Consider the following 23,627-nt stretch of genomic DNA (forward strand, 5'->3'; position numbering starts at 1 on the left):
AGTACAAGTAAATGATGATGAGATTTTTATGTGTTTTTGTGATAGGGATATTACCAGTATTGGGACTTTCCCAATCAACTTATTCCTTTAATAATTCTGAACTTCCCATTGAAGAAAGGGTTCAGGATTTAGTGGATCGATTAACCGTTGAAGAAAAAGTATCCCTATTGATATCCACAGCGAAAGCGATTCCTAGATTGGATATCGAAAAGTATTATCACGGAAACGAAGCCCTGCACGGTGTGGTAAAGGGAGGGCGTTTTACGGTATTTCCACAGGCCATAGCGCTTTCAGCTACTTGGAATCCCGATTTGATCTATAAAGTTTCGACCGCCATTTCAGATGAGGCCAGGGCCAAATGGAACTTCTATAACCAAGGTAAGGATCAAAAGAACGTATATAGCGATATGCTTACATTTTGGTCACCAACTATCAACATGGCTCGGGACCCACGTTGGGGACGTACGCCAGAAACCTATGGAGAAGACCCGTATTTAACGAGCCAAATTGGACTTTCATTTGTAAAAGGTCTACAAGGCAATGATGATAAATATCTCAAGGTAGTATCTACACCCAAACATTTTGTAGCGAATAATCAGGAGGAAAATAGATTCGGTTATAATGCCAAAATATCCGAAAGGGCATTACGTGAGTATTATTTCCCGGCCTACAAAACCCTGATTCAAGAAGGTAATGCGCAATCTATAATGAGTGCCTATAACGCCATTAATGGGGTTCCCAGTACGGCGAATAACTGGCTATTGAATACGGTTTTAAGGGATGAATGGGGGTTTAAGGGGTATGTGGTCAGTGATTGTGGGGCTCCTACATATATCGAAAAATCGCATCATTTTGTAACCGATAAGGAGCAGGCTGGTAAAGCAGCTTTAGAAGCAGGATTGGATTTGGAGTGCGGAGATGATATCTATGCAAAACATTTACTGCCTGCATACAAAGCAGGTCTTGTATCAATAGAAAGTATCGATAAGGCAGTTTCCAGGGTTTTAAGGGCACGCTTTAAATTGGGGGTCTTCGATCCCGAAACAAATAATCCCTTTACTAAAATATCGCCGGAGGTAATCGGCTCAAAAGAACATCAGGACCTTGCCTTGGAAACTTCAAGACAGTCCATTGTATTGCTTAAAAATGAACGAAACATCTTGCCGTTGAAAAGCAATGCGATAACGAAATTGGCTGTGGTAGGTTTTAATGCCAATCAGGTGGTGTTTGGCGATTATAGTGGATTACCGGTCATTTCACCCATTTCACCCCTTCAAGGTATAATCGATAAGGTAGGGGATAAGGTCGAGGTAAACTATGTCAAATGGAAAACTGCGGCCCGTAATTTGAATCCCATAGAGGCGGAAAACCTACGAAACGATTTCAATGATGAACCAGGTTTGTTTGCCGAATATTTTGATGATAAATTTTTGGAAGGTACGCCCAAGACCCGTGTGGATAAAGAAGTGAATTTTGACCCCGTAAACCAACCTCCCGATCCCTATACCAGCTACAGGCATAAATCAATTCGTTGGACAGGCCATATAACCCCCAATGCTTCCGGGGCCTATAAAATAGGTGTTAATTCAGACGATGGCATTCGTTTATGGTTGAATAATGAGCTGGTCGTTGATGAATGGCATAATCGGGGTGCTACGACAGATCAAGTGCCTATTTACATGGAAGCCGGTAAAAAATATGCCATAAAATTGGAGTATTTTGACAATGGGGGTGATGCCATTTGCCAATTACTTTGGGAAGTACCCGGAAGTACCGATGATTTGTATAAAGAGGATAGGGAGGCGGCCAAGAACAGCGATTACGTTATAGCCGTTATGGGAATAAACAAAACCATAGAAAAGGAAGGAAAGGATAGAACGTCATTACAACTTCCGGAGGACCAGGTCAACTATTTAAAGGAAATGTATGCCATTAACAAGAATATGATCGTTGTTTTGGTGGCGGGCAGTTCTTTGGCCATCAATTGGATGGATGCGAATATCCCCGCCATTGTAGATGCATGGTATCCTGGAGAAGCCGGTGGTACTGCCATTGCCGATGTTTTGTTCGGGGATTATAATCCTGCAGGAAGATTACCATTTACTTTCTATAAATCTATTACTGATTTACCTCCAATGGATGATTATGAAATTACCAATGGAAGAACCTATATGTACTTTAAGGGCGATGTACTGTATCCCTTTGGGTATGGGTTAAGTTATACGAAATTTGAGTATAGTGGCATGAAAATCGAAAAGGAAAACGATGTTTTGATGCTATCTGCCACAATAAAAAACATTGGGGAATTCGACGGTGACGAAGTGGTACAATTATACTATAAGATCAAGGAATCAACCGTTATACGGCCTTTGAAAAAACTCATAGGTTTTAAAAGGGTATCCTTAACTAAAGGGGAATCGAAAACCATACAGTTCAAGGTATCCAAAAAAGACTTGCGTTTTTGGAATGAACATAACAAGGAATGGACGTTTGAAAAGGGTAAATATACCTTTATGATCGGAGCCTCATCCAAGGATATTAGAATTCAAAAAACTGAAAAATTATAGTCATAAACCAGCACAATGAGAAATAGATATATCTGCTGTATTTGTCTAGTGTTGTTCATTTCTTGTGCTACCAAAGAGTCTGATATTCAATTGAATGAAGTCCAAGTAATAGGAAGTCATAATTCATACAAAATCCCAATTGAACCTCCTCTGTGGGACTATCTCTATGAATTGGATTCCGCCAAGGCCATGTCATTGCAATATGGCCATATCCCCTTGACTGAACAATTGGATCTGGGTTTGCGCAATTTGGAACTGGATGTCTTTTATGACCCAAAAGGTGGACATTTTATAAACCCTAAAGGTTTGGCGATTGAAGAATCAGAGGGACAAGAACCCTTAGCCTTCGATACGGAAAACAAACTGGGGCAACCCGGGTTGAAAATGTTCCATATTCAGGATGTTGACTTTAGGAGTCATTATCTCTTATTTAAAGAGGGATTGGAAGCCATCAAGAATTGGTCCGATGGGCATCCCGATCATACGCCTATATTCATTCTGATGAATACAAAGGATCAAAAGGTAACGGGAACAAGAGACCCTTTGCCCTTTACCGAAGAAGCCCTGAATTCGATTGATGTAACCATTAAATCCGTTTTTGGGGATGATAAATTAATAACTCCTGATGGAGTACGTGGGGATTTCGATACCTTGGAGGAGGCTATATTAAACAAGGGTTGGCCCGATCTTAGTGAGGTTAAGGGTCGTTTTTTGTTTGTTTTGGATGAAAAAGAAGCGAAAATAAACAGGTATTTGAAAGGGCACCCAAGTTTAAAGAACCGCGTGCTTTTTGTAAATAGTAAGGAAGGGAATCCAGAGGCGGCCTTTAGAATCATTAATAACCCTATCAAGGATTTTGACTACATTCAGGAGCTAGTGGCCAAAGGTTATTTGGTGCGTACAAGGGCAGATGCAGCGACCAAGGAAGCACGTTACAATGATTATTCGAAATTCGAAAAAGCCAAGGCCTCAGGTGCCCAGGTTATCTCAACCGATTATTATATCCCATCGCAATTGTTTAAATCGGATTACAAAGTCATTTTTAAGGATGGTACTTATGAAAGAATTAAAACCCAATAATATGTTTTCAAAAATCTTTTCAAAGAAAAGCGCATGGGTACTGGTGCTGTTATGTGTTCAGGTGAATGCTCAAAGTATGATCGATTTCCCTATCGTATCTGGCACCAAACAGACTTCTTTGCATATTGATAAGAATGATGCGGAGGTTGTGCAGATTACTGCACAAATGTTGATTGACGATATTCATAAGGTGACCGATAAGAAGATACGGTTGGGGGGTACATCCAAATTTCGGATTATCGCAGGTACTTTAGGTAAAAGTAAAGCCATTGATAATTTGGTGAAACAAAAGAAAATAGATGTCTCGGCCATAAAAGGGAAATGGGAAACCTATCATATACAGGTTTTGGAAAACCCATCAAAGGATATTGAAAAAGCGCTGGTAATTGTGGGGTCCGATAGAAGGGCCACGGCGTACGGCCTACTTGAAATATCCCGAAAAATAGGGGTTTCCCCATGGGAATGGTGGGCAGATTCAGCCCCGGTCAAGAAAGAAAACGTGGTACTTTCCATAGAAAATAAGACCTATGGGTCCCCCTCGGTGAAGTATAGAGGCCTATTTCTCAATGATGAGGATTGGGGATTACAACGTTGGGCCGCGTTGAACTTTGAGCCGGAAACAGGCGATATTGGCCCAAAGACCTATGCCAAGGTTTTTGAGCTATTGTTGCGATTAAGGGCGAATACGATTTGGCCCGCCATGCACAAATGCACCAAAGCCTTTTATCATTATCCTAAAAATAAGGAAGTTGCCGATGCTTATGCCATAGTTGTTGGTAGTTCACATGCCGAACCCATGTTATGCAATATCAATGCGGAGTGGGATCATGAAAGTATGGGTGAATATCGATATGACACGAATGCGACCTCCATAAAGGACTTATTCCGGAAAAGAGCGAAGGAAACCCAAAACTACGAAGGTATTTATACCGTTGGAATGCGTGGCGAACACGATTCCCCCATGATCGTAGGGGAGGATAATACCGGGGCCCAAGTAGATTTATTGGAACAGGTCATTACCGACCAACGTGAAATTTTGAACCGTTATTCTAAAAAGGGGGTGTCAAAGCCCCAAGCCTTTGTACCCTACAAAGAGGTATTGCATTATTACCAAAGTGGCTTGGAACTGCCCGAGGATATTACCTTGGTTTGGACCGATGACAATTATGGGTATATACGCCAGTTGAGCAATCCCCAAGAGCAAACCCGCTCTGGTGGCGCCGGGGTGTACTACCATACATCGTATTGGGGGAGGCCACACGATTATCTGTGGTTGAACTCCACCAACCCAGTTTTGATGTGGGAAGAGATGTCAAAGGCGTATGGATTCAAATCGAGGGACTTATGGATTTTGAATTGTGGGGATATAAAACCCCATGAATACAATATTGAACTGTTTTTGGATATGGCCTGGAACATGGGAGATTTTGAAAAAAACAATGCTGTGGAAGTGCACCATCAGCAATGGGCCACAAGGGAATTCGGAAAGGAAAACGCCGCTGCCATTACCAAGATCATGAATGATTATTATAAGTTGGCATTTCAACGAAGACCGGAATTTATGGGGTGGAGTCAAGTAGAACCGGTAACGAAAGCCGGTAAAACCGAATTAACCCAATTTCACTATGGCGATGAAGTCATGGGTAGGATTAAGGCTTACGAGGCGTTATTGATTAAAGTAAAGGGCTTACAACCTAGGATTTCAAAAGCACAGCAAGACGCTTTTTATGAATTGGTCTATTATCCTGTGGCCGGAGCTTCCCTCTTAAACCAAAAATGGTTATATGCATATAAAAATCAATTTGTTGCGGACCAAGGAAGTAAGAGCACTTCCTATTTTGCCAACAATTCCAAAGAAGCATTTCAAACAATACAAGTGGAGACCGAGTATTACAACACAAAACTAAAAGGTGGTAAATGGAACCATATCATGACCATGGCGCCTAGACATTTGCCTGTGTTTTCACAACCTTCGGTTTCTGCAGTACCCGAATCCGAAACTGCATCATTGGGATTGGCGTTGGAAAGCTATCAGATGGAGGTCAATAATGAGGTCATTAACAGTTATGCCGATGTACTCCCGGTTTTTAACGCTTATACTAAAAACACATATTATATAGATGTATTTCTTAAGGGAAAGGGTACTATTTCTTGGGAAGCCAAACCCATCGCAGATTGGATACGGATATCAAAAATATCAGGGAAACTCAATGAAGACCACCCCGAAAATCGACTATGGGTTACCATTGATTGGGATCGGGTACCCAAAGGTGAGAACAAAAAAGAAGCTCCATTAGGGCATGACTACCAATTGATTCCGCCGAGTTATAAGGTAAACTCTGCCATTGGTTTTGTAGCCAATGGAGAGAAGACGACAATTGGTGTATCGGTATTCAATCCCAAATTCAAAGCGTTGGAGAATTATAAAGGTTTTGTAGAGGATAAGGGTTTTGTCTCTATGAATGCCGAGAACTTTACTAGAAAGAAAAAAGGAACCGAGGCTGATTGGGAAACCTTTGAAGGTATTGGGTATTCCAATAAAGTTTGTTTAGCCTTACCAAGAACGGCGGCATCCCATAAAAATCTATCCGATATCATAGCCAACAGTCCGTCTTTGGAATATGATTTTTATACCTTTAATTTTGGAGAGGCAAACGTGAATGTGCAAGCAATCCCCACACATGCCTTTTATGGGGGAAGAGGGGTAAGGTGTGCCCTTGCCATTGATGATGCAGAGCCTGTATTGGTCGATTTTCAAACTTTGGGTCGAAGTGATGAGTGGAAACAGAATGTATTGAAGAATGCTTCGGTAAAATCCGCCAAACAAATTATTGACAAAGCCGGAAAACATACCTTGAAAATCTGGATGGTAGATCCAGGGGTGATGCTGGATCAGGTATTGATCGATCTTGGGGGATGGAAAGACTCATATGCATTTCCGCCAGAAACAAAAATGTAGTCAAAGTAGTCTAAGATGAACATATGATTTTACGCAAGGTAATTTTCGTATTTTTTATTATTTCTTTTTTAGGGTGTAAAGAAGAGCAAAAGTCTTCTGTAAAGGAACTGCAGGTCGCCTTTATGTCAGATGTGCATTTGCAGGACATTTATGGGTCATTCAAAGACAATGACTATAAGGGTATGTTAAATCCTAAAACCGGTAAATATACCTTGGCCAGGACTATGCAATCACAATTGCAATCTACCCGATTATTCAATGAAAACTATTTTGCTTTCTTGGCGGCTTTGGATGATGTAGTAAAAAGGGGCGTGAAATTAGTGGTTTTACCGGGTGATTTCAGTGATGATGGTCAAGCTTTCAATATTCGTGGGTTAAGACGTATTTTAAACGAATATTCCCAAAAATATGGTATTCGATTTATTCTTACAACAGGTAATCATGATCCTGTGCGACCTTTTCGTATGGCTGCTGGTAAAACAGATTTTTTAGGTAAAAATGGCCATTCACAAGCTATTTTTAGTGAAAAAGGCATGTTTTTACCCAAGAATGACGATTTACCCGTTATTATAACACAGGATATTGCGAAATTAGGATATGTCGGTATATTGGATGAATTGAAGGATTTCGGTTTTTTCCCAAAACCAAATGACAGGTATTGGGAATCCCCGTTTTCTTCCTACAACTATGTAAACTATGATTTCAAAGAAGCCGAAAAACAAGCGGTATTCGAAAACAGGAAATATAGATCCAACGAAAATGAACCGGAGATACCCGATGCCAGTTATTTGGTAGAACCTATTGATGATGTTTGGTTTTTAGCCATAGATGCCAATGTTTATGTACCTAAGCCAGAAGCGAATACAGGCACGGAAGACCCTAAACTTTTCAGTAGTGCGAGCATTGGGTATAATAATATGCTCTTGCATAAGTCCCATTTGTTGGATTGGATAAAATCGGTCACCACTAGGGCTGAGGAATTAGGAAAAATCTTGATTGTTTTTAGCCATTATCCTATGTTGGATTTTTATGATGGGGCAGGTCCCGATATCGAAGCCTTATTTGGAATAAATAAAATGCAAATGCATAGGATGCCCAATGATGCGGTTTCCCAAATGTTGATAGAAGCAGGGGTAAAAGTACATTTCGGAGGCCATATGCATATGAACGATACAGGAACCCGTCATATGCAATCGGGTAGCATGGTGAACGTGCAAATTCCATCTCTTGCGGCATATATCCCAGGATATAAACTACTAACTGTAGAAGAAAAAGGTGTTTTTGACATTGAGACCATAGTAATCGATTCGGTTCCTGAATTTGATAATTTGTTTTCACTTTATGAAAAAGAGCATGCATATTTAAAAGAAAAAAAGGACAAGGACATTTGGAATGATGAAGTATTGGAAGCCAAGAATTATAAAGAATTCACAACCTGGCATTTAAATGAATTGGTACGTCTTCGATTTTTAAAAGAGGACTGGCCTGAAGATTTGAAATTCTTCCTTATACGATCTTCGGGAGAGGACTTGCTGCGGTTAGCATTTGACCAGGAAGAAGAATATAATGCCTTCTACAAAAGATTGCAGGAAAAAAACACGGAAATTGCACCATTGGATAGCTGGACAGGCTTGCATATGATTCATGATTTCTATAAAATCAGAAATGCCGATGAATTGGCATTTGCTGATATTGACGGTAGAAGGCTTAGAGGGTATAAAATTGTATGTGAACAATTAAAGAAATCTGATTATAGGAACTTACGGCTATGGGCCGATATTTTTATGAAAGTTTGTAATGGGGAACCCTCGGATCATTTTAAGATCTATTTGGAGTCAGGAAATGTAGAATCCATTGTACCATAACATTCGTACCTTGGCCTTTTATAATTGTATCACAGGATAATGTAACCTTTGAACATGATAAGATACGTAGTTTTAGTTTTTGCTCTTATATCGTTCGTCCCTAGTAAAGGGCAGAATATCAAGTTTGAACATTATAATGACAAGGATGGCCTTTCCCATAATTCCGTTAGGCGTATCGTTCAAGATGAAAATGGATTTTTATGGCTAGGTACATTTTCCGGCCTAAATCGTTTTGATGGGTATCAGTTCAAGTCTTTCATGAGTACTTCGGGGGAAGACAATACCATGAACAATGATGATATTACGGTGCTGCTGCACGATGATAAAACAAATAATCTATGGATCGGAACACGAAAGGGTTTAACTCTCCTCGATAGAAAAACCGGATTATTCACTACATACCTGCCTGACCATAACAATCCTTATAGTCTGCCTGACGAGGAAATTCGCTCTATATACGTAGATAAGTTCGGTAGGGTCTGGGTGGGCACAAAGAGTAAAGGGGTTTATATGTTCTTTCCCGAAGAGGAAAGGTTTTCAAAAATAAATATTGAAGGCTTCAATTATATAAAGGAAATAGTTGAGGATAAAAACGGTACTATCTGGGTAGGTAGTTATGATACGGGATCGGTAGCGAGGATAAAACTCAATGACAGGGGGGAAATAGAACATTTAAAACGTTATACCCTTACAATACCTAATTCTGAAAAGATAAATCCGTATTTGAATTTTATATATGAGGATCATAAATCGGACATTTTCGTTGGTACACGGGAAGGACTTTATAAACGGAATAAGAATACCGATAACTTTGAGAACCTCTATATAGACAATGAGGTGGTGAGGAATAAACTTGGGCCATATTTTTTGTCCGTGGCAAGGGCTCCTGATGACAAGTATTGGGTAGGTACTTTGGGGGGGCTTTTGGTTTGTGATTCCTTGGAGGAAATAAAAACGGGAAATTACGAATGGCACTATTCGGTTTTATCGGATGACACCTCTTTGGTAGATAATTTGGTTTCTGCCTTGTACTTTGATGCTTCGGGTGTTTTATGGATCGGCACCGAAGAAGGATTGGATAAGTATGATCCATTTCAAAATCAATTTAAATTAAACAAGGGCATTTCTTCTTTTATCGATAACCAAGCCCCAAGGATAAGGGGTTTTTCAAAGACCTTTGATGATAAGTTAATCGTCGCAACCCGCAATAATGGCCTATTCATTCTTAAAGATAATGATGTAGCCCCACTTTTTAATGACAATAAAGATATTGCCAGTATATTTTCCTATGATGGCAAAACCTTTTATTGCGGTTTGTGGGACGGAAAAGTCTTGGTTTACGATTATGTTAGAAATTCATCTAGAATCGTTGATGTGGGATTTCAAAGCTCCCCGATTTTCGATTTTGAAAATTATAAGGATAATTTTCTGATTATATCTTCTTTTGGTGAAGGTGCAGTTTGTTTGGATATTGAATCGCTTGGGATAATAGGTGACATTGGAAAATTATTACCGGGATATCAAATCAATAAAGTGGTTGCCGATACTAATGGGAATCTATGGTTTGCCACTGAAGGGGGAATTGCAAAATTTGGGGACGATCTAAAATTGAATAAGTTGTTTCAGGCACAGGTAAATTCCGGTTACGGATTGCCCCACAATAATGTCAGTGATATTACGATCGATTTTTCTGGCAATGTGCTGGCTGCAACCCGAATGGGCCTGGCCGAATATGATCCCAATCTTGATGATTTTCGTCCAGTAGAGGAACCAAAGGAGCTAAAAGGCAAGTGGATAACCGAAATGACCTTGGACTCAAATGGCTATCTATGGTTGAATATGAATAATGGTATCGCCAAATATGATGTTCCCAACAAGACGGCACATATTTATCAGGTGAACAGTGGAAATCGATTGGATGTTTTCAGTTCCAGTGGTTTTTATAATTTCGATAGTTCTAAAATTTATTTAGGTGGTAAAAACGGTATCATTCATTTTTCACCATTACAGATAGCTGAAAACAATTGGTCACCTCCTCCCGTAATCACTGAGTTTAAAATTCAGAACAAAGAAATAACGCCTGGATTGCAAATTAACGGACAAGTACCTTTTCAAGAGGAACTTAACTCTGTTAAAAGCGTGGAACTAGATTATGTAAACCGTAATTTTTCAGTTCAGTTTTCATCTCCATCCTTCACGAACCAAAGGTTGAACAAGTATCAATATATGTTGCAAGGTTTTGATGATGATTGGATAGAGACCAATAGTGACTCCAGGACCGTTCAATATACAAACCTATACTCAGGTGATTATGTTTTTAAGATCAGATCCAGTAATAATGATGGTAAATGGAGTACTGTTTCCGAATATAAAATAAGGATACACCCGCCTTTCTGGTTAAGTTATAAAGGAATTTTTATTATCCTCGCACTATTGTCCATGATGATATATTTATTGCGACGACAATTGAAACTGCGCTTAAAATTAAAGCAGGAATTACTTTTAGAAAAGGTAAAAAGAGAGCGAGATGAAAAACTGAATAATGAAAAACTTCGTTTTTTCACCAATATATCGCATGAACTAAGAACTCCTTTAACTCTTATTTTAGGGCCTGTTAAACAATTATTGGAGCAAGAAAGTATTAATTCGTACAGTAAGAGCAGGGTCGATTTGATCCATCAAAATGCGAATAGGCTATTGCGACTGGTGAATCAGATCTTGGATTTTAGAAGGGCGGAAACCGGGGAACTGAAACTAAAAGTTGCTAAAACCGATTTATTGACAACTACCAATGACATTTTCAATTCTTTCCATGAATTGGCACAGTCCAAGAACATCAGTTTTAATTTAAATGTAGAGGATGTACCTCAGGAGTGCCTTATAGACGTTGATAAGTATAGCAAAATATTATACAACCTATTGTCAAATGCCATGAAATTCACCAACGTTGGTGGTAATGTTGATTTGTATTTAGGGGTTTCGGAAGGAGATGATAAGAACTTGATCTTGGAGGTCAGTGATGATGGTATCGGTATTCCGGTTGAGAGCAAGGAGAAAATTTTTTCAAGATTCTATCAAGCCAAAAATAGTAAGGAAAATACAACAGGTACCGGTATCGGATTGTCTTTGGTCAAGGCTTTGGTAGAAATACATAAAGGCACGATCAATGTGGAAAGCAAACCTGATTCAGGAAGTATCTTTACCGTTAAACTTCCGATTTACGATAAGGCTTATACAAAAGAAGAGAAATTCAATCCAATTCCCGTTAAGCAGGTAGAGAATAAAGTTCAGCCCATGAAACCGCTTATCACAGGTTTTAGCCCTTCAGATAGTGTAAAAAAGGTTAAAACCAATACGAATATCAAAGAAAAAATATTGATAATCGATGATAATCCGGAATTAAGGAAATATATCGCAGAGTATTTATCGGACTATTACAAGGTGTACGAGGCTGAAAACGGGAAAGAAGGCTTGGAGCTCTGTAGTAAAGTAAAACCGGTATTGTGTGTCGCGGATGTCATGATGCCCGTTATGGATGGTTTTGAATTTGTTGAAACCTTAAAATCAGATGACAATATAAGTCATATTGCCGTTGTACTTTTAACCGCTTTGGCAGAAAATGAAAATAGGATACGTGGGTATAAGATAGGGGTAGATGGTTATTTGGTAAAACCTTTTGATCCAGCATTGCTCAAAACGCGTATAGATAACGTCATAAAGATCCATTCTGATTTAAAAAGGAAGTTTTCAGGGGATTTGGAGAGTGATGTAATCAGTTTGGCACATTCCGAAATTGATATTGAATTGATTTCCAACATAAAGGATATTGTTGAAAGTAATATCGGAAATCCCGAATTTACATCGAGCATGTTATGCTCGGAACTGGCAATGAGTTCCTCTAAATTATATCGTAAAATAACCCAACTTACCGATATGTCACCCAATGAATTCATTAGGACCATTCGATTAAAAAAATCAGCAATCCTACTTAAAACCAAGAATTACAACGTATCGGAAGTGGCCAATATGGTTGGCTTTAATGATCCATTGTATTTTAGTAGATGTTTTAAAAAACAATTTGGCCACTCCCCAAGCCAATTGATCAAGTAGATGGTTCAATGTGAGAATCAATAAATTTAAAGTTGCGCATCGTAAATTTCGGAAAAAGACGAAGTAAAGCAGTAGGTATGCTTCAATCCTAATTTGTTAAATGGTAGCGCACTGAAGCCTTAAAAATCATTTAATTTTCACAGTACCATTTTTATACAATCCCAATGCTTGGTTTAAGATAGATATAATGGTTTTAATGGGTAAATCGATAGTCGGGTCTACCCTAAGGATTTTCATTCTATTACGGTTTCCTGCTTCTAGTTTAGGATGGGCTAGATGTTTCCCTTCTACCATCAAAATATAAGGTTCATCGGTTTTTTTATCTATCCATAGATAACAGAACATTTTGTTTCTGTAGCAAAAGCACGGCATACCGTATTTAACGGTTTCATGTAAATGCGCATCTTGATCTAGAATGAGTTGGCGTAAAGCAAGAAGACAGCTTTTGTTCGGCTCCTGTTTGTTTAAATAATAACTGTCGATTTCCCGTATCATGTTCAAGACTTATATTACTTCCATGAAATATCGATTTTCCCAGTGGTAGGGTTATTTACCGCTAATCCATTCTTGTTCATTGTTCGTAACGAAATGCTAATAGAATCGAATGGATATCCAAGAACGATCTGCATATCGTTAATTATTGATCTAAAACAAATTTAAGAACACGTGAGGACATTTAAGGTCAGGGGTGTTTTAAATGATTCATTTAGCTGTTCCTGGGTTTGATGGGATATAGTGATCCGAAAAAACTTTAAGAAAAAAATTTATGTATAAAGGGCATACTTCAAATACATTCCTTTCCAATATCGGGCATTGGCCTATAGGCATAATACTGTAAGACTTCCTCTAAAGCCATTTTTAAGGCCTTATTTACAGGTAAGATGATATTTCCCAAGTGAAAATCTATTTGATTCAATTGCATGTAATATTCCGTAAATACGGGTATGCTCAGGTCTTTTGTAATCGCTTCGGCCGTTTTGTGATAATTCTCTTGCTGTCCTTCCTTGATGATCTTACAAGTGGCCAGTCTTAATTTCCCATATTTATCAGTATTGGCAGCGAACCCAAACAACCTACATATCAATCCACGGTATTTATAATTACTGCAACGACCTTGGTCAATAAGGGACAAGGGTTTGTAGATCATACATGTTAAATCGGTTGAATTGTTCAACAAAAGGAGTGTTTCTTCTGCCTCCCCGTTTAAAAATAGATGAAAGGCCCAAGGCAAGAATTCGAGAGGGGAAGCTTCTATATCTGGATGTGTACAACATTTTCCACAACCTGAAACACAGCTGATCCCCGATGTTTGTTGAAACTTGGTGCTTTCTTGCTCCAATTGTAGAAACAGGTTTTCCACTAATTGAACCCTTCGTTCTATCGACATTGTTTTTTACCGAAGGTAGACTTAATAAGCTTGCGTGTAACATTTAATTCTGTAAAAGAAAATAATAATTTAGTAACGCCCATTTAACACCAAGCATTCAGGTAGTCTATTGTGTTGGCTTAACCAGTACTTACATATTTACCACTATCCTGGATATTTAAAATATTATATGCAATACCTGAAACTTATATTAATGAAGTATGGTGTTTCTTAAAATTATTATTCAAGACCAAATTTGTGTAGAGGGTATAAAAAAACGGCTTGTGCGAACACAAACCGTTGATTTTATAGGTGTTGACCTTTGTAGCGAGAGAGGGACTTGAACCCTCGGCCTCCGGGTTATGAATCCGACGCTCTAACCAGCTGAGCTACCTCGCCATTATAAAATTATTCCGACTATTAGTGTTTTAATTTTCCTGGTTGTTTGTTTTGACCTACATCAAAAACCAGAAAGGAATTCAAACCCTGTCGTTCTAAGCGGCTGCAAATATAAAATTAAATTTTTTGTTCTTCAACATTCAAGTTGAAAAAAAATATTCTAACCGTTTTATTTTTTTATCATCCAGTTTTCTATATATTGCCCATACTAAATACCTATTCGAATGAGTGAAAAGACTAAATATGAAATTGAATTCGTAATACAATCATCACCACAATTATTATATCAATATCTTTCTACCCCTTCCGGGCTTTCCGAGTGGTTTGCTGATAATGTGAATTCTCGCGGCGAACTGTTCAAATTTATTTGGGACGGGGCAGAAGAGGAAGCTAAATTATTAAAACGTAAGAGCGATGAGTTCGTGAGATTTGCGTGGGAAGAAAATGAAGACGGGTCCTATTTTGAAATGAAGATCATCGTAGATGAGATCACTAAGGACGTTTCCCTTTTTATTACCGATTTTGCGGAAGAGGATGAAATTGATGAGGCCAAGATGTTATGGCAGAATCAAGTTACCGATCTGAAACAGGTTTTGGGATCTAAATAATGGATTCAACACGGAATTAAGATGTATCTTTGGCCCCGATAAAACTATCAGGGCTTTTTTTATGATCAATTTCAATGGTGAACTATTACAAAAAAACACGCATTTTCTAAATCAGGAAAACCGGGCGTTGCGTTATGGTGATTCTCTATTTGAGAGTATAAGGGTGGTAAACGGGAAGATTTATTTTCTCGAATCGCACTATTTACGTTTAATGTCCTCAATGCGGATTCTAAGAATGGAAATTCCGATGCATTTTACCATGGAATTTCTGGAAGAACAGATCATCGCTACCTTGAAGGGTAATGATCTTGGCCAAAAACCGGCCAGGGCACGCGTAACGGTGTTCAGGAACAACGGTGGTTTATATGCGCCGATATCGAATGATATTTCCTTTATTATCGATGTAAAGGAACTCGAGAATCCATTTTATGGTTTTGAAGACCAACCTTATGAAGTTGATCTTTTCAAGGATTTTTACGTGAATCCCGATATGCTTTCTACCTTAAAGACAAATAATAAGGTGCTTAATGTGGTAGGGAGTATCTATGCCGAAGAAAACGGATTGAACAATTGTCTTTTACTCAATAACCAAAAAAGTGTGGTAGAAGCCCTCAATGGCAATATTTTCCTGGTTAAGGGGAACGAAGTAAAGACACCTCCCTTGTCCGATGGTTGCCTCAAAGGTATCGTGCGTAAAAAGATTATCGGAATACTCGGTAATCTTGATGATTATAATCTGGTTGAAACATCTATTTCCCCATTTGAGCTTCAAAAAGCGGATGAACTTTTCATAACGAATGCCATTGTCGGGATTCAACCCATTACGAAATACAGGAAAAAACAATTTGGCACCAAAGTATCCAAAGACCTATTGGGTAAATTGAACACGGCAGCTAGACTATCTTAGAAATAGGGTAGGGAAGGCAATCCTTAATTTAAACTGGGGTTTTCAGGGGCATTGGACCATATTAGGTAATTACCGCCCAATTCCATCATTTTTTCCTTCCAAAAAGCAATGGAGGATTTTTGTATAATGGCACTTTCATATTCATTGGGGACAACGATCCATGATTTTGAAGTGAGCTCCTCATCCAATTGTAAAGAAGACCATCCTGAATATCCTAAAAAGAAACGAATATCCTCATCGGTAATGACTTCTTCATTGATCAATTGCACCGTAGTCTCAAAATCACCACCCCAATATATCCCGTCAGATATTTCAATGCTATTATCAATTAGGTGCGGAACCTTGTGAATAAAATAAAGATTGTCCTGTTCAACAGGCCCGCCATTGTAGACTTTAAGTGGCACGGAAATCTCCGTTACCAATTCATTTATATGGTATTCCAAAGGTTTGTTCAGAATAAAACCCACAGAACCTTCCTCATTATGTTCTGCCAATAATACCACTGATCTGTTAAAAGAAACATCACCGGTCAGAGAGGGCTCCGCAATAAGTAATTTGCCTTTATTTGGTTTTATACCAATCATATTTCCTTTTCTGGATTCTCTAAAATAAGATAATTCTTATAAACCACAAATAAGTATAAATAAAAAAACCTTGACAAGATGCCAAGGTTTTTAAAATATGGTAGTATAAAATTAGTTTACCGCTTTGCCTAAATCAGCACCTGCTTTAAACTTAACAACATTTTTAGCTGCAATTTTGATAGTTTTTCCAGTTGATGGGTTTCTACCTTCTCTTGCATTTCTTTTAGATACTGACCAAGATCCGAATCCTACTAAAGATACACGGTCACCTTTTTTAAGAGAGCCTTCAACGTTTCCTAAGAAAGATTCCAATGACTTTTTAGCAGCTGCTTTTGTGATGCCAGCGTCAGCGGCCATTGCATCGATTAATTCTGTTTTGTTCATAATTTAATTAAATTAATTGTTTTAAAATAATTTTAAACGTTAAACAAATTTATACGGATTTACCGTGAACGCAAGTAAAATAGGGGGAAATCACCGTTTTTGTTGATAACTATGCTGGTTTGTTGATAAAGTAGGAAGTTTTTGACGTTTCTCGCAGCCCAATGACAACGGGGCTTTACGCCATTGTGGCCGTTTCCATCAATTTTAACCCATTTAGGACATCCCGTGTTTCCATTTTTCGCTTTCCCGGTAATTGAATTTCCAATAGACGTATATAACCTCCCTTTACGGCAACTTTCATTTCGGTCTTTGTGCAAAGAATACGTCCTATTGTATCTTCATGCTTTATTTCTTCCATCGAAGCCTTATAGATTTTAAGGAATATTTCCGTTCCGTCATTGACCATAGTCGTCCAGGCCGCTGGGTACGGACTCAACCCCCTTATGAAATCATAAACCTGTTCAATTGGTAGCTCCCAATTGATTTTACAGGTATCCTTATGTATTTTAGGGGCACTCTTCAGATTTTTATTGAAGTCTTGTGGCGTTCTGGTTATGGTACCTTCTAATATCCCCAAAACAGTTTTATGCACGACTTCAGCACCCAAATGCATTAATTTGTCATGCAATGTTCCTGCTGTATCATCCGCAGCAATATCAATTTTGGCTTGCATGATCATTTCCCCTGTATCTATCTTATCATCTATATAAAAGGTCGTGACACCGGTTTCCGATTCCCCATTTATAATCGCCCAATTTATCGGGGCTGCTCCCCTGTAATTCGGTAAAAGGGATGCATGTAGATTAAAGGTGCCATAAGCAGGCATCTCCCAAACCACTTTCGGTAACATCCTAAAGGCTACAACGATTTGTAAATTGGCCTTTAAGGCAGACAATTCTTTTGTAAAAGATTCATCTTTAAGGTTCGTTGGTTGTAAAATGGTCAACCCTTTTTCCTCGGCATAGGTTTTAACGGCCGATTTATGCATTTTTCGTCCCCTGCCGGCTTGTTTGTCAGGAGCCGTCAGTACACCTACGATATTAAATTCGTTCTGTACCAAGGTATCAAGAATGGTTACGGCAAACTCGGGGGTTCCCATGAAAACTATTCGTAGATCATCTTTCTTCAGTAAGCTCATATTCATTTTTGGTGTTTATTCTAATTTCTTCAGTTTCCAACATGGCTTGTAAGGCCTTGAGTATTATAATTTCATCGAAAGGTAGGTCCTTGATCAATTCCCTCGATGATCTGCTCCCTATTCTTAACGAACGCGTAATTTCCTCCCTTATAAAAGTGGTCAGGTTCTTATCCAGGGCCAATTTAGCCATACATACATCGCATATGCCACATTCGGTTTGCGAATTTTCACCAAAATATCGTAGAAGCTGTTTACTACGACACACTTTCTTATTATTGATATAAGCTAAAATTGCTTCAATGTTCTTCGTCTTAATAAAGTTTAGGGCCTTTACCTTAGGGGCGAATGCGTTTATGGTTATGTCATCTTCCCTCGGGACCAAAAAAGTAATGTCCAGGTCACTGTTCTGCTCAATATAGTCGATAATCTCCGAGTTGTGTAATCTTCTTAGCGTCTCAAGCACCTCATTTTCGGTCACTTCCGCCTTTTTTGCCACCAAATGGGTATTAATTTTGGTATCGAACTCAAAAACACCCCCATATGTTCGTAAAAGGGTCTGTACAATATGCGCCAATTTTCCGTTATGCTCCAGAAAACCAAATAATTGCTCTTTCGTGGTAATAAAGCGCAATGTCGTTTTTTTGGAAAATGATTCTGATAATGCAATGACCGAATTTTGGTCCAGTATCCGAAAGGCATTGTATGTGATTATGGCATTTAGTTTATAAGCTTCGCAAAAGGCATTGAAATTCAATTGATATTTTTCATTATGTCCTTCTCCATACGGAATTTGAAAATAATTATTAAGCTTGTTATAAACCAATTTAAGAAATGTTACATCGGGTAAAACACTTAAAAACTGGTTTTTTACCTGTTCAATATCCAAGGCATTGGTAAGCAGTACGGCCTTTGCCGATTCCCCATTTCTACCGGCCCTACCTGCTTCCTGAAAGTAGTTTTCTATACAATCGGGAATTTGGTAATGTACTACCAATTCCACATCGGGCTTATCTATCCCCATTCCAAAAGCATTAGTGGCCACCATGGTCCTAACTTTGTTCGTTAGCCATAGATCCAAACGTTGTTTTTTGTCCTGCTTGGATAATCCCCCGTGAAAAAAGGAAGCGGAGCACCCGTTCAATTGAAGGTAATTCGCAAGATCTTGTGCGGCCCTACGTGTTCGAACATAAACAATGGCGCTATGTTCAATCGCTGAACATAACTGTTTTAGGCGATGCCTTTTGTCCTGTTCCCAAAGTACGGAAAATCCAATATTTTTACGCGAGAAAGAATCTTTAACGATAAGAGGGTCTACCAATCTCAGGTTTTCGACAATATCGGTAGTAACGGCTTCGGTCGCTGTTGCGGTCAACGCGATTATGGGTACATCGGGAATAAGCTCCCTCAAAGAGGCACATTCAAGATAAGCCGGTCTAAAGTCATGTCCCCATTGCGATATACAGTGGGCCTCATCTATGGCAATAAGGTTAACGTTCATTTGCTGAATACGGTCACGAACCAATTCCTGTTGAAGCCTTTCGGGAGATAGGTACAGGAATTTATAATTCCCGTACAGGCAATTATCGAGCAGGTTGTTCACTTCCTCAAATGAAATGCCCCCCGTTAGCGCAATGGCCTTAACGCCCTTGTTTTTCAATACTTCAACCTGGTTCTGTATCAAGGCGATCAAAGGGGAGATAACAATGCAGATTCCTTCTTTGGCCAATGCGGGAACCTGGAAACAGACAGATTTACCACCACCTGTAGGCAAAAGTGCAAGTACATCGCGATTGTCGATGACGGCATCTATGATTTTTTCCTGGGAACCCCTAAAGGATCCATAACCCCAATAGTGCTCCAAAATGGATTTGGGGTCTTTATGCATTAGATAGAGTTTATTTGATCCAAGATAAACCGGACCCTTTCTTTTACACTTCCTTTTGGAACATGCGTAACATCGTATGAAAAATTACCATAGGACTTGGCCAAACAATCATGTATTTTCAATGATTCCTCAAACGATTCAAATCGTTCATTATCGGTTACATGGATCTCTTTCCAAGGGGGCATTAAAAATATATGGTCATACCTTAACGTGCGGCAAGGTTCAGAGAAATCAGATTCGTAGGTTTGCTCAAAACAATCCATATACGCAAGTACATCCGGGATTCCACGGTCGAAAAAAACGATTTCCCGGGTTGATTTCAATGCGGAATGGTATTGGTTGATACGCGCATTCAGGATATTCAGGTTAAAACTCTTCGGATCAGGGACAGACACAATCGGGTTAGAGACCATCTTCATTTCTTGTCCTTGGGTCTTTTCCTCTAAGGTCATATCCCGGATTACCTCGTGCAAACAATGAAAGCCATCTTTCTCTAGCTGCTCAATGACCGATGTCTTTCCCGTACTGGGGCCTCCAGTAATTACAATTTTCTTCGCCTTCAAATGTTTTGTTTTGGTGCTGTAAAAATACGGATTACGGGAATATTAAAAAATTGTTGTTGAAGCCCTATATTTGCATAAAATTTTGACGATGAACAAAGAGAATCCGGAGGAGTTTTATAGCCGTTTGAAAACCCAATTGGAAGAGAGTACCAAATGGCCCTCTTTATACCTTTATAAATTTATAGTACTTACCGATGCCGATAAGATAAAACAGGTACATGGCATTTTCAATAACATAGGTGCCGTAATCGATTCAAAACAGTCGAAAAATGGCAAATACACCAGCTTGTCCATTCGTGTAAACCTCAAAAATCCCGATGCCGTAATCGCCAAATACAAAGAAGTAGGCGAGATTGAAGGGGTAATATCCTTATAAAATAGCTAATACAGCATAATTTTCTTATTTTGCACTCGTTATAGAAATACTTCCTATACGCTTAAAAAGCATTAAAACTTAAGATTTGAATTTAGTAGAGAACCTAGAATATAATACTGAGCGACCTAAGCTCATTATTCCCGAATACGGTCGTCATTTCCAAAAAATGGTGGATCATGCCATATCGATCGAAGATCGTGAGGAACGAAACAAAGTGGCCCAGGCCATAATCAGTGTCATGGGCAATATACAGCCCCATTTAAGGGATGTACCCGATTTTCAACATAAACTTTGGGATCAATTGTTCATTATGTCCGATTTTAAATTGGATGTTGATTCCCCTTTCCCGATCACTTCCAAAGAAGTTCTACAACAAAGACCGGAACCTCTTGGTTATCCGCAGAACTTCCCGAAATACCGTTTCTACGGAAACAATATAAAACGTATGATCGATGTTGCCGTTGAATGGGACAAAGGTGATATGCGCGACGGACTCGAGTATGCCATCGCCAACCATATGAAAAAATGTTACCTGAATTGGAACAAGGACACGGTAGACGACAAAGTGATTTTTAATCACCTATATGAACTTAGTGATGGTCGAATAGACCTTGCCAAAGATGGGGAGAACCTTACCGATAGTGGTCAATTCCTCAAAAATAGGGTTGCAAAGAACCCTCGAAGTGCCACAGGGAAGAAAAATCAAAGAAGCAATAATCGCGGTAAAAAGCGATACTAATAGTCTTGATCCTAAATGGGAACATTTAAAATTGAAGGTGGCCATCAGTTATCCGGGGAAATTACCCCACAGGGCGCCAAAAATGAAGCATTGCAGATTTTATGTGCCGTGTTGTTAACTGCTGAAAAAGTTACCGTAAACAATATCCCCGACATTGTTGATGTCAACAAACTCATTTCTTTGTTAGAAGATTTGGGTGTAAATATCCAAAAGAAGGGCAAAGGGTCTTATACGTTCCAGGCCAATGACGTAAATCTCGATTACCTACAGTCCGATCAATTTAAGGAAGACGGTAGGGGACTAAGAGGTTCGATCATGCTCGTTGGGCCTTTATTGGCCCGTTTTGGCAAAGGCTATATACCAAAGCCAGGAGGAGATAAAATAGGTAGGAGAAGGTTGGATACCCATTTTGAAGGTTTTATCAGTCTTGGTGCTAAGTTCAGATATAATAAAGAAGAACATTTTTATGGGGTGGAAGCCAAAAGGTTGAAAGGCACCTATATGTTACTCGATGAAGCTTCTGTAACAGGGACCGCGAATATTGTAATGGCGGCCGTACTTGCCGAAGGTGAAACTACCATTTATAATGCGGCCTGTGAACCTTATTTGCAACAACTATGTAAGATGTTGAACCGAATGGGGGCCAAGATCTCAGGAATCGGTTCAAACCTATTGACCATTGAAGGTGTTGATACGTTGGGAGGAACCGAGCATACTATGTTGCCCGATATGATCGAGATCGGAAGTTGGATCGGATTGGCGGCCATGACCAAAAGTGAACTTACCATAAAAAACGTAAGTTGGAAAGATTTGGGATTGATTCCCTCCGTGTTCAGGAAATTAGGGATAACCATTGAAAAACAAGGGGATGATATCCATATTCCTGAGCATAAGGATGGTTATGAAATCCAAAATTTCATTGATGGTTCAATTCTTACGATTGCCGATGCACCTTGGCCCGGACTTACACCCGATTTATTGAGTATAATTTTGGTAATGGCCACCCAAGCAAAAGGGGAGGTCCTGATTCACCAAAAGATGTTCGAAAGCCGCTTGTTCTTTGTGGATAAGTTGATCGATATGGGAGCTAAGATCATTTTATGCGATCCGCATAGAGCCACTGTAATTGGCCATAATTTTAAATCGAAATTAAAGGCCACCACCATGGTATCACCCGATATTAGGGCAGGGGTTTCCCTTTTGATTGCTGCCTTATCGGCTAAAGGAACCTCTACGATCCATAATATTGAACAGATCGATCGCGGTTATGAGGATATCGATACCCGACTACGGGCAATCGGGGCCAAAATCACTAGGGTGTAGTTTTTCGAAAAAGCAGGAGTTTTATATAGGTAATTGAGAAAATAAAATATCAGATTTTAATTCTGATTATGGGTTTTCCTGAACCAACACACCTTGGGTAATCAAATATTGTGCCGTGGCATAGGTGCCCATGATCAACAGGTGGGAGTAGGGGACATCGATTAAAAATTTATTGATATGACGCTTACGCTAGCGGGTTCTCAATGTTTTTTTTAATTAATCTTTTTTTCCTCAAATGGATTGGGCTCGTTTTCTAAATGGTTGATCAGTTTTTCAAAATTATCCATAAATTCGGCTTTATACTTATCTGGTTTTTTTATAGCGTATTTTTCGATTAGTTTTAATGTTTCCTTTTTATAAATATGATAAAGATCTTCTTGGCCTCCCCATTTTAAAATAGCCAGTTTTTTAAAGAAGGAGATAGGAAAACCACCCCCAACCACTATATTTTGTTCGTCTTCCCAAGGTACACCAACATATTGGGCCAAGAATTTTATATCGGTGAGTTTAGGGAATATTTCGGTTTCATAAAATTTCAGGCATTTGTCAAACTCATCGAGAAAGGTCTGCCAGTCTTCATCGGTTTCAATGTTGATGTCGAAACGGTAGTCGATTGGGTAGAATTTGTTGAAACTCATAGAAAATGCATCCCCATAAATTCCTTTTAGTTCGGGGATGACCAAGGGCTCAAACTTTTGTTCCAAAGGTTTAATGATTAAAGAATAACCTCCGGCAAATAGCATTTTTCCATACATATAAACCCTTATGGATGTT

General features: G+C 39.0%; 19 protein-coding genes and 1 tRNA gene. 10 read left to right on the forward strand and 10 right to left on the reverse strand.

All coding sequences use genetic code 11. The features are described from left to right. The first annotated feature begins 11 nt into the window (after positions 1-11). Genes GJ691_RS12140 through GJ691_RS12160 form a run of 5 tightly spaced genes read left to right on the forward strand, consistent with a single transcriptional unit; the run spans position 12 to position 12,581 of the window. Positions 12-2,567 (forward strand): glycoside hydrolase family 3 protein, encoded by a 2,556-nt coding sequence (locus tag GJ691_RS12140; protein ID WP_154367227.1) that lies wholly within the window; start codon positions 12-14, stop codon positions 2,565-2,567. 15 nt (positions 2,568-2,582) lie between these two features. Then, entirely contained in the window at positions 2,583-3,647 is a 1,065-nt protein-coding gene (locus GJ691_RS12145; protein ID WP_154367230.1) for a phosphatidylinositol-specific phospholipase C1-like protein, read from the forward strand. Between the two features lies 1 nt (position 3,648). Next, complete coding sequence (locus GJ691_RS12150) at positions 3,649-6,606, forward strand: glycosyl hydrolase 115 family protein (RefSeq protein ID WP_179955114.1); 2,958 nt, start codon at positions 3,649-3,651, stop codon at positions 6,604-6,606. Between the two features lie 23 nt (positions 6,607-6,629). After that, entirely contained in the window at positions 6,630-8,471 is a 1,842-nt protein-coding gene (locus GJ691_RS12155) for a metallophosphoesterase (RefSeq protein ID WP_154367233.1), read from the forward strand. Between the two features lie 54 nt (positions 8,472-8,525). Continuing rightward, entirely contained in the window at positions 8,526-12,581 is a 4,056-nt protein-coding gene (locus tag GJ691_RS12160; RefSeq protein WP_154367235.1) for a hybrid sensor histidine kinase/response regulator, read from the forward strand. 126 nt (positions 12,582-12,707) lie between these two features. Here GJ691_RS12160 and GJ691_RS12165 read toward each other — a convergent pair whose 3' ends face one another. The 3 genes from GJ691_RS12165 to GJ691_RS12175 form a co-directional block, all read right to left on the reverse strand. Then, positions 12,708-13,076 carry a DUF1801 domain-containing protein gene (locus GJ691_RS12165; RefSeq protein ID WP_154367237.1) on the reverse strand — a complete coding sequence of 123 codons (369 nt, stop codon included), beginning with the start codon at positions 13,074-13,076 and terminating at the stop codon, positions 12,708-12,710. Positions 13,077-13,365: 289 nt separating this feature from the next. Beyond that, on the reverse strand, positions 13,366-13,968 hold the full coding sequence (locus GJ691_RS12170; RefSeq protein ID WP_154367239.1) for a YkgJ family cysteine cluster protein: 603 nt from the start codon (positions 13,966-13,968) through the stop codon (positions 13,366-13,368). 304 nt (positions 13,969-14,272) lie between these two features. After that, positions 14,273-14,346 (reverse strand) — tRNA-Met (locus GJ691_RS12175). 224 nt (positions 14,347-14,570) lie between these two features. Between GJ691_RS12175 and GJ691_RS12180 the strand changes: the two genes are divergently transcribed. Both GJ691_RS12180 and GJ691_RS12185 read left to right on the forward strand, forming a co-directional pair. Next, entirely contained in the window at positions 14,571-14,954 is a 384-nt protein-coding gene (locus tag GJ691_RS12180) for an START-like domain-containing protein (RefSeq protein WP_154367241.1), read from the forward strand. Positions 14,955-15,015: 61 nt separating this feature from the next. Then, positions 15,016-15,861 (forward strand): aminotransferase class IV, encoded by an 846-nt coding sequence (locus tag GJ691_RS12185; protein ID WP_154367243.1) that lies wholly within the window; start codon positions 15,016-15,018, stop codon positions 15,859-15,861. A gap of 23 nt (positions 15,862-15,884) precedes the next feature. On the opposite strand, the gene GJ691_RS12190 is transcribed toward GJ691_RS12185, so the two are convergent. The 5 genes from GJ691_RS12190 to GJ691_RS12210 all read right to left on the reverse strand — a co-directional run bounded on the left by GJ691_RS12190 (position 15,885) and on the right by GJ691_RS12210 (position 20,415). Next, positions 15,885-16,445 carry a YqgE/AlgH family protein gene (locus tag GJ691_RS12190; RefSeq protein WP_154367245.1) on the reverse strand — a complete coding sequence of 187 codons (561 nt, stop codon included), beginning with the start codon at positions 16,443-16,445 and terminating at the stop codon, positions 15,885-15,887. A gap of 111 nt (positions 16,446-16,556) precedes the next feature. Beyond that, positions 16,557-16,829, reverse strand: a complete 273-nt coding sequence (locus GJ691_RS12195) for an HU family DNA-binding protein (RefSeq protein WP_109655149.1) — start codon at positions 16,827-16,829, stop codon at positions 16,557-16,559. 175 nt (positions 16,830-17,004) lie between these two features. After that, a complete protein-coding gene (fmt, locus tag GJ691_RS12200; RefSeq protein WP_154367247.1) occupies positions 17,005-17,973 on the reverse strand; it encodes a methionyl-tRNA formyltransferase in 969 nt (322 codons plus the stop codon). Beyond that, positions 17,945-19,852, reverse strand: coding sequence for a RecQ family ATP-dependent DNA helicase (locus tag GJ691_RS12205; protein WP_154367249.1), 1,908 nt, complete (start codon positions 19,850-19,852; stop codon positions 17,945-17,947). Before GJ691_RS12205 ends, fmt begins: the two co-directional genes overlap by 29 nt. Then, positions 19,852-20,415 carry an AAA family ATPase gene (locus GJ691_RS12210; RefSeq protein ID WP_154367251.1) on the reverse strand — a complete coding sequence of 188 codons (564 nt, stop codon included), beginning with the start codon at positions 20,413-20,415 and terminating at the stop codon, positions 19,852-19,854. Before GJ691_RS12210 ends, GJ691_RS12205 begins: the two co-directional genes overlap by 1 nt. 88 nt (positions 20,416-20,503) lie before the next feature. Between GJ691_RS12210 and GJ691_RS12215 the strand changes: the two genes are divergently transcribed. The 3 genes from GJ691_RS12215 (at position 20,504) to murA (ending at position 22,853) form a co-directional block, all read left to right on the forward strand. Beyond that, positions 20,504-20,791, forward strand: a complete 288-nt coding sequence (locus GJ691_RS12215; protein ID WP_154367253.1) for a DUF493 family protein — start codon at positions 20,504-20,506, stop codon at positions 20,789-20,791. A gap of 85 nt (positions 20,792-20,876) precedes the next feature. Further along, positions 20,877-21,530, forward strand: coding sequence for a DUF4290 domain-containing protein (locus GJ691_RS12220; RefSeq protein WP_154367255.1), 654 nt, complete (start codon positions 20,877-20,879; stop codon positions 21,528-21,530). 15 nt (positions 21,531-21,545) lie between these two features. Continuing rightward, positions 21,546-22,853 (forward strand): UDP-N-acetylglucosamine 1-carboxyvinyltransferase, encoded by a 1,308-nt coding sequence (murA, locus tag GJ691_RS12225; RefSeq protein ID WP_154367257.1) that lies wholly within the window; start codon positions 21,546-21,548, stop codon positions 22,851-22,853. 66 nt (positions 22,854-22,919) lie between these two features. Here the strand turns inward: murA and GJ691_RS19905 are convergent, their stop codons facing one another. Beyond that, complete coding sequence (locus GJ691_RS19905) at positions 22,920-23,030, reverse strand: hypothetical protein (protein ID WP_425481742.1); 111 nt, start codon at positions 23,028-23,030, stop codon at positions 22,920-22,922. A 35-nt stretch (positions 23,031-23,065) separates the two neighbouring features. After that, a partial coding sequence (locus tag GJ691_RS12230) for a hypothetical protein (protein WP_218944438.1) occupies positions 23,066-23,627 on the reverse strand: 562 nt, incomplete at its 5' end.

Source organism: Maribacter luteus, from assembly GCF_009674825.1.
GTDB classification, from domain to species: Bacteria; Bacteroidota; Bacteroidia; order Flavobacteriales; family Flavobacteriaceae; genus Maribacter_A; species Maribacter_A luteus.

Bases quoted from the DNA above. Each gene is read 5' to 3' on its own strand.
- GJ691_RS12140 (WP_154367227.1), top strand. From the start codon at position 12: ATGATGATGAGATTTTTATGTGTTTTTGTGATAGGGATATTACCAGTA.
- GJ691_RS12145 (WP_154367230.1), top strand. From the start codon at position 2,583: ATGAGAAATAGATATATCTGCTGTATTTGTCTAGTGTTGTTCATTTCT.
- GJ691_RS12150 (WP_179955114.1), top strand. From the start codon at position 3,649: ATGTTTTCAAAAATCTTTTCAAAGAAAAGCGCATGGGTACTGGTGCTG.
- GJ691_RS12155 (WP_154367233.1), top strand. From the start codon at position 6,630: ATGATTTTACGCAAGGTAATTTTCGTATTTTTTATTATTTCTTTTTTA.
- GJ691_RS12160 (WP_154367235.1), top strand. From the start codon at position 8,526: ATGATAAGATACGTAGTTTTAGTTTTTGCTCTTATATCGTTCGTCCCT.
- GJ691_RS12165 (WP_154367237.1), bottom strand. From the start codon at position 13,076: ATGATACGGGAAATCGACAGTTATTATTTAAACAAACAGGAGCCGAAC.
- GJ691_RS12170 (WP_154367239.1), bottom strand. From the start codon at position 13,968: ATGTCGATAGAACGAAGGGTTCAATTAGTGGAAAACCTGTTTCTACAA.
- GJ691_RS12180 (WP_154367241.1), top strand. From the start codon at position 14,571: ATGAGTGAAAAGACTAAATATGAAATTGAATTCGTAATACAATCATCA.
- GJ691_RS12185 (WP_154367243.1), top strand. From the start codon at position 15,016: ATGATCAATTTCAATGGTGAACTATTACAAAAAAACACGCATTTTCTA.
- GJ691_RS12190 (WP_154367245.1), bottom strand. From the start codon at position 16,445: ATGATTGGTATAAAACCAAATAAAGGCAAATTACTTATTGCGGAGCCC.
- GJ691_RS12195 (WP_109655149.1), bottom strand. From the start codon at position 16,829: ATGAACAAAACAGAATTAATCGATGCAATGGCCGCTGACGCTGGCATC.
- fmt (WP_154367247.1), bottom strand. From the start codon at position 17,973: ATGAATATGAGCTTACTGAAGAAAGATGATCTACGAATAGTTTTCATG.
- GJ691_RS12205 (WP_154367249.1), bottom strand. From the start codon at position 19,852: ATGCATAAAGACCCCAAATCCATTTTGGAGCACTATTGGGGTTATGGA.
- GJ691_RS12215 (WP_154367253.1), top strand. From the start codon at position 20,504: ATGAACAAAGAGAATCCGGAGGAGTTTTATAGCCGTTTGAAAACCCAA.
- murA (WP_154367257.1), top strand. From the start codon at position 21,546: ATGGGAACATTTAAAATTGAAGGTGGCCATCAGTTATCCGGGGAAATT.